At 53.3% G+C, this 5,397-nt stretch carries 6 protein-coding genes; 3 read left to right on the top strand and 3 right to left on the bottom strand.

Annotation, left to right across the window (positions count from 1 at the left end):
- Positions 1–466 precede the first annotated feature (466 nt).
- Entirely contained in the window at positions 467–1,249 is a 783-nt protein-coding gene (locus E4P82_RS20950) for a MobA/MobL family protein (RefSeq protein WP_211203243.1), read from the top strand.
- An 830-nt stretch (positions 1,250–2,079) separates the two neighbouring features.
- On the opposite strand, the gene E4P82_RS20945 is transcribed toward E4P82_RS20950, so the two are convergent.
- Positions 2,080–2,331 (bottom strand): hypothetical protein, encoded by a 252-nt coding sequence (locus E4P82_RS20945; protein ID WP_169250690.1) that lies wholly within the window; start codon positions 2,329–2,331, stop codon positions 2,080–2,082.
- Positions 2,324–3,457 (bottom strand): replication protein RepA, encoded by a 1,134-nt coding sequence (locus E4P82_RS20940; RefSeq protein ID WP_169250689.1) that lies wholly within the window; start codon positions 3,455–3,457, stop codon positions 2,324–2,326. The genes E4P82_RS20945 and E4P82_RS20940 overlap by 8 nt, the downstream gene beginning before the upstream one ends.
- Positions 3,458–3,993: 536 nt before the next feature.
- Here E4P82_RS20940 and E4P82_RS20935 point away from each other — a divergent pair.
- Positions 3,994–4,251 (top strand): CopG family ribbon-helix-helix protein, encoded by a 258-nt coding sequence (locus tag E4P82_RS20935; protein WP_169250688.1) that lies wholly within the window; start codon positions 3,994–3,996, stop codon positions 4,249–4,251.
- Complete coding sequence (locus tag E4P82_RS20930; RefSeq protein ID WP_169250687.1) at positions 4,248–4,535, top strand: type II toxin-antitoxin system RelE/ParE family toxin; 288 nt, start codon at positions 4,248–4,250, stop codon at positions 4,533–4,535. The genes E4P82_RS20935 and E4P82_RS20930 overlap by 4 nt, the downstream gene beginning before the upstream one ends.
- 56 nt (positions 4,536–4,591) lie before the next feature.
- Here E4P82_RS20930 and E4P82_RS20925 read toward each other — a convergent pair whose 3' ends face one another.
- On the bottom strand, positions 4,592–5,062 hold the full coding sequence (locus tag E4P82_RS20925) for a MerR family transcriptional regulator (protein ID WP_169250686.1): 471 nt from the start codon (positions 5,060–5,062) through the stop codon (positions 4,592–4,594).
- Between the last annotated feature and the right edge of the window lie 335 nt (positions 5,063–5,397).

Genomic DNA, 5,397 nt, shown 5'->3' with positions numbered 1-5,397 from the left:
GTTCATCACCATCGGGCGGCCATCGGGTTCCCACCCTGTACCGCCAACCAGCCTTAGCATGTTCGGCATCACCGGAGAACAAATATCCGGGGGGGAGCGCGAGGGGGGAACGCCCTCGCAGGGTGGCCGCGTGCTGGAAACGATCCCGTGACCCGCGGCGGTTCAAGACCACCACGAACCACCGCACCCGAAACCCGAGCCATGGGAGGGCGCACTTTTGGGTTTCTGCGAAACCCGCGTGCGCCAAACGGCGGGCGTGGTGATCCAAAACCCAGCCCGGCGAAGGCGTCAGCCAAAGCAGGGAAGTGCGCACTTATACATCGCTGCGCGATGTGCGCGCGGGCCGGAAAACCCGGTGTTGGGAGCGGATAGCAAGATGTGTTTTTGTTTACAAAAACCCCCTTGGCAAGGGGGCATGGCCCCCGTTGCATCCCCCGGCAAGTGCCGGTTTTCTGTGGACAAATGTTTGCCCACTCTGTGTCTGCCGCGACCGCGCGGGCAGACTGGAAACGTGGCGATTTACAGCTTGCATTTGCGCAGTGTTGGCAGGACCACCCACGCGCCCCGGACGGCGGGCGCGCATCTGCGCTACATCACCCGCCCCGAGGCCCGCGCCGACCTGCTGGCCGGACGGATGCCGACCGAGCGCAACGCCGCGCGGCGATGGCTGGATCGGGAGGAACGGCGGGACCGCCAGAATGCCCGCGTGATCGACAAGATCACGGCAGCCTTGCCGCGCGAGCTGGACCCCCTGCAACGGCGCGGGCTGGTCACGGCGTTTGCCGAGCGAGTGACGCAAGGGCGGGCGGCATGGTTCGCGGCGATCCACCAGAGCGGGCGGGACGCGCACAATCCGCACGCCCATATCGTCATCCGTGACCGCGACCCGGAAACCGGCAAGCGGGTGGCGCTGCTGTCGGAGAAAGGGGCATGCCGGAACATCCGGCTGTTGTGGGAGCTGGCCGTTAATGCCGCGCTAGAGGCCCAAGGAAGCGCGCAGCGGGTCACACGGCTGTCTCATGCGGCCCGAGGCATCGAGGCGCTTCCACAGCGCCACAGAGGCCCGCAGCGGCAGGAGGAAAGGCGGGAGGGGGAAACGGACGGGCCGGGCGTGTCTGCCCCAGCCTCTACGGTCGGCCTTGCGTTTGAAATCGCTTCCGGTAAGAGGCCACGAAGGCCGCACCATTTTATTTTATGTGGGATTGTTCGGCTTTTTTCTCTAAATGAATTGCAATTGAAATTACGATAATACTAAATAGAAGTGTAGAACTTAAACCAAAAAATTTTGATCTAGAATATAGGCTAATAACAGAGGAAATACGATGATTGAAACTATAAAAAATACTTGCAGAAATAAAACAGCGTTGAGACTATAAAAAATACTTGCATCAATAAGCAGTATTATTGGTTCTGCAATTCTTGCTTATCGCGTTACAGGAATTTTGTCAGCACTTAGTCTTGTAGCAAAGTGCCATGAACAAAATATTCAACAGCTAATGCCAAACTACAAGGGTGATATTCACAATTTTGCCAATTCAACAAAGCATGTCGATAAGGCTCAGAAAAATGGACTTTTAATCACAGGGTTTATTTTTCTTATTGTCTCCGGTGTGTTACAGCTAATCGCTTTGGTGGTAGCAAATATTTATGCGTAAGTCCTGATAATTCTTTCAATCACAGGGGATATACCTTCATCTATTGGTACACATCTAAACTAGGCGCTATTGCTTTAGCGTTCTCAAATGGTTTTTTTCATGCATAGCTTTCATCTTTGCTGCATCTGATAAAAACCATTCAATCATTTCCCAACGATCTAGTTGCGTCGAATCATTCCCCATGCTCTTGCGAATCTCTAAGAATAAAGTGCCCATAAGCGCTATCCAATGAGATGTTTGCTCTTCGATCGGCCTAGAATCTGAATCTGTATGATAGAAAAAATTGCATAAGGCAATTATACGCGCGCACAACTTCGTCATTTGCTATGAGTGATAGCTTGAAACCAATTTTGTCTGTATTCAACAGTCAACATTTTTTGATGTGGCGAGGTTATTTTTTGTCTTTTTCCCTGATATTTTTTTATCAAGTTTTAAATGCAGCATCACTTGTGAAAAGAATAAAGAACGGTTCAAGTAAGGCATTGTATATAGCGATTCGGTCTTCACGGAGCTTTTCTTCAAGCTCATGAATCCTATTGAGTTGAGCTTCCCGCTTTGTTTTAGCAGATTCTAGCTTGTGTTGAATGAGCCAACCTATACCACCCAAAAGTACCAAAAGTATTGGTGTTATGAGTGTAGCGATAGAACTTACTGTGTCGAGCAAGTCCTTATTCATGCTTGGTGATTTCCACGAAGAGCTTTTTTTTCGGCAAAAAAGCGATAAAACGCCGCATCTGATTTTTTGTGGCACTCCCTTCTTTTTCGATCCACTCACGCCATTGCCTTTCTAGTTCGTAGACATCCCATCCCGGTGCGGCCTGTTTCGCTCGTGCATAGGTAGCTGTTCGCAAATGTGGTCCGGCATTCCCTTCATGGATAGGCAGCGGGAGCAACAGCGGTTCTGATGCAGGTGGGTTCTTGAGCCGAGGAAACGCGGGCGGTAGTTGCGTCACATGCGGCTTGCTGGGCTTGAGCAGCAAACCCCGTTCCCCATCCTCAACATTAGCTTCCGGATAAACAATATGGACGTCCCGAAGGTGGTGAAAAAACTTCATCTTGAAATTTCTAAGGCCGTGAGCATCTTTCGCATAATCTGCGCCAAATTGTGCTTGCAAGGCAGGCCATGGTATTTCTGTAGGCTTACGCAGATACGACATACGATAGGTCAGCCAGCAATAAATATCTAAAGCTAAAGGAGAGCGTTTGAGAAGCTTAAGCGCTCGCATATCTACCGGAACAGGTCTCTCAACAATTTCCTCAAAGAAATCTGTGCTAAGTGTGACCGTGGATTTCCAGAGCGGGAGTTGAGCAGGCGATTTTGGATCCCACCAAAGCTTATATTCTTTTGCGATAGCAAACCCGGCCCCACTGCTTATTCCATCCGCTTCATTGTGGTAGCGACATGACACCATGCAAGAAAACAATCGCTCTAACTGATCTTTTAGCCGTGTAATACTCCCCCATCGGCCCCCTGTAGGTACGAGGCCCAGTTTTGTCATGAATGCGGATAGGGACGGTCCAAGTTCCAGTGCTGGGGATTTCGTGCGGACCGCTTCCGTTGTTACCCACGATACGAGCAGCCGGGGGATCGATCCATAAGGCAACCCTACATCCGGATGAGCGAGCATCGCTAGACTGAAAGCCCCATTCTGCCGCTTGAAAATAGGGGCAGAACTCTTCCGGTGTGGCATGGTGGCTTGCGTCAGGGCGCGAGCCATGAAGCCAATAGCCCCGGCCTGTTTTGCCTCTTCCGCCTCTATCGCTAGTGCTTCTCGGATGAATTTGTCGAGATCGTCCGCCATGGCATGTTCCTTGTGTCACTTTTTAGAGCATAGGCTGAATTTATCCACAATGGAGAGCTGTTTTCGAAAGTTATCCACGCATAAACGGTAGCGCTTTAGGGGCTGGTTTACGCATAAACGGTAGCGCTTTTACGCATAAACGGTAGCGCCTTGGCGCGGAAAAATTCGCGCAATTTTTTTGTTTTTTAAACGTGTTTTTCGCCGATTTTCCGGTCCTCCCTGTAGTACCCTGTATTTATAAAAAACCCTGTAGTTGGGAAACGCGGTTGGTGGAAAAGTCGCCAATCGCGAAAAGTTGCTCCGCGAAAACCCAAAAGACGGTTTAGCAAAGGGGTGGAGGCTGAACGGTTCGAGGTCAACCCGAAGCCTTGGCAGAGGCTCAAGCATCCCGAAAGGCATTCGGGGGGAGGTCCTGACCGTTCAGAGGCAAGACCCGCTATCCGGTTTGGGCGGTAGGAAAAAGAAATGTTTTTGGCTTTAACTAGATACGTGCTACGATTACAAATGATTACAAAAGAATCATTGGAGGGTTTCCCATGGCCGAAGGCATTTTTACCGTTCGCATCGACCCGGAGAAGCAACAGCAAATCGACCAACTAGCCCGGCAGCTCGACCGCTCCCGCAATTACCTCGTGGGACAGGCCATCGAGGATTTCCTTGAGGCGCACGCTTGGCAGGTGGAGAAGATCAAGGCTGGACTAGCCGCCGCTGACCGGGGCGAGTTCGCCACAGACGCCGAGATGGAGCAGGTTTTTAGCCGCTATCGCCCTGAACCGGGGGACATGGCGGAATGAAAGTCCGATGGACCCGGCCCGCCCGTGACGATCTGATCCGCATTCAGGATTACATCGCGCAGGACAACCCCCGCGCCGCCTTCCGGGTGGTCGAAACTATCCGCGAGCGCACCGGGAAGCTGGTGGAGCATCCGCGCAGCGGCAGGACCGGGCGTGTCGAAGGCACGCGGGAGCTGGTTATCACCGATACGCCCTATCTCGTGGCTTATCGGATTCAGGGCGAATGGATTGACGTTCTGGCCGTCCTGCATGGTTCCCGGCAGTGGCCGGAGGGTTTCAACTAGCGCCGAGTGGAGAAAACTAGCCAGTTTTTGCCCCTAGGAAGCCCGTGGAGACGTTTTCAGGCTTTCCCCCTCAGAATTGACCATGCCCGAGCTAAACGCCCCTCAGTGGCCTTCTGTGGGGCTGTGGCGCGTTGATCCGTGAGCAAGGCCGTGAGTTTGGTTTGTGCCGCGCGCCGTTCCTCGGTTTCGTCGTCCAAGCGGCGGCGTAGATCGTTAATCACCCCGTCCTTGTCGTCCAGTCGTTCGCGTAACAATTCAACTTCACGCCGTAACGCACTGGTTTCCTGTTGGGTTTCCGATTGTTTCATATTGGGGTTACCGGACCCGTTACCGTTTTTCATCATGTCCTTGATGCGGTCCAATTCGGAGGGGTCAATCAGGTAGCTGCCGTCTTGCTGTCGTTCGGCGGAAACCTTGCCTTTTGCGATCCATCTTGAGAGCGTGGGTTTGCTGGTTCCCGACTCTCGGGCAGCTTGGCTCAAGGACAGTTTCACAGCGTTACCCCTCCCGGTTTCCAATCGTTTCATCCAGTGTCACAGAAACCGTAACAGTGAGACTCCCCACCGACAAGGGTAAAAAAACGGCCCGCCTTGCTTATGGGAAGCGAGACGAGCCGTTCATCACCATCGGCGGCCATCGGGTTCCCACCCTGTACCGCCAACCAGCCTTAGCATGTTCGGCATCACCGGAGAACAAATATCCGGGGGGAGCGCGAGGGGGGAACGCCCTCGCAGGGTGGCCGCGTGCTGGAAACGATCCCGTGACCCGCGGCGGTTCAAGACCACCACGAACCACCGCACCCGAAACCCGAGCCCATACGGGAGGGCGCACGTTTTGGGTTCTGCGGAAACCCGCGTGCGCC

It is taken from the genome of Candidatus Competibacter phosphatis (genome assembly GCF_012939995.1).
Taxonomy (GTDB): domain Bacteria; phylum Pseudomonadota; class Gammaproteobacteria; order Competibacterales; family Competibacteraceae; genus Competibacter; species Competibacter phosphatis.
Note: the sequence above shows the minus strand (reverse complement) of the source record. Positions and strands in the feature narration are given on the sequence as shown.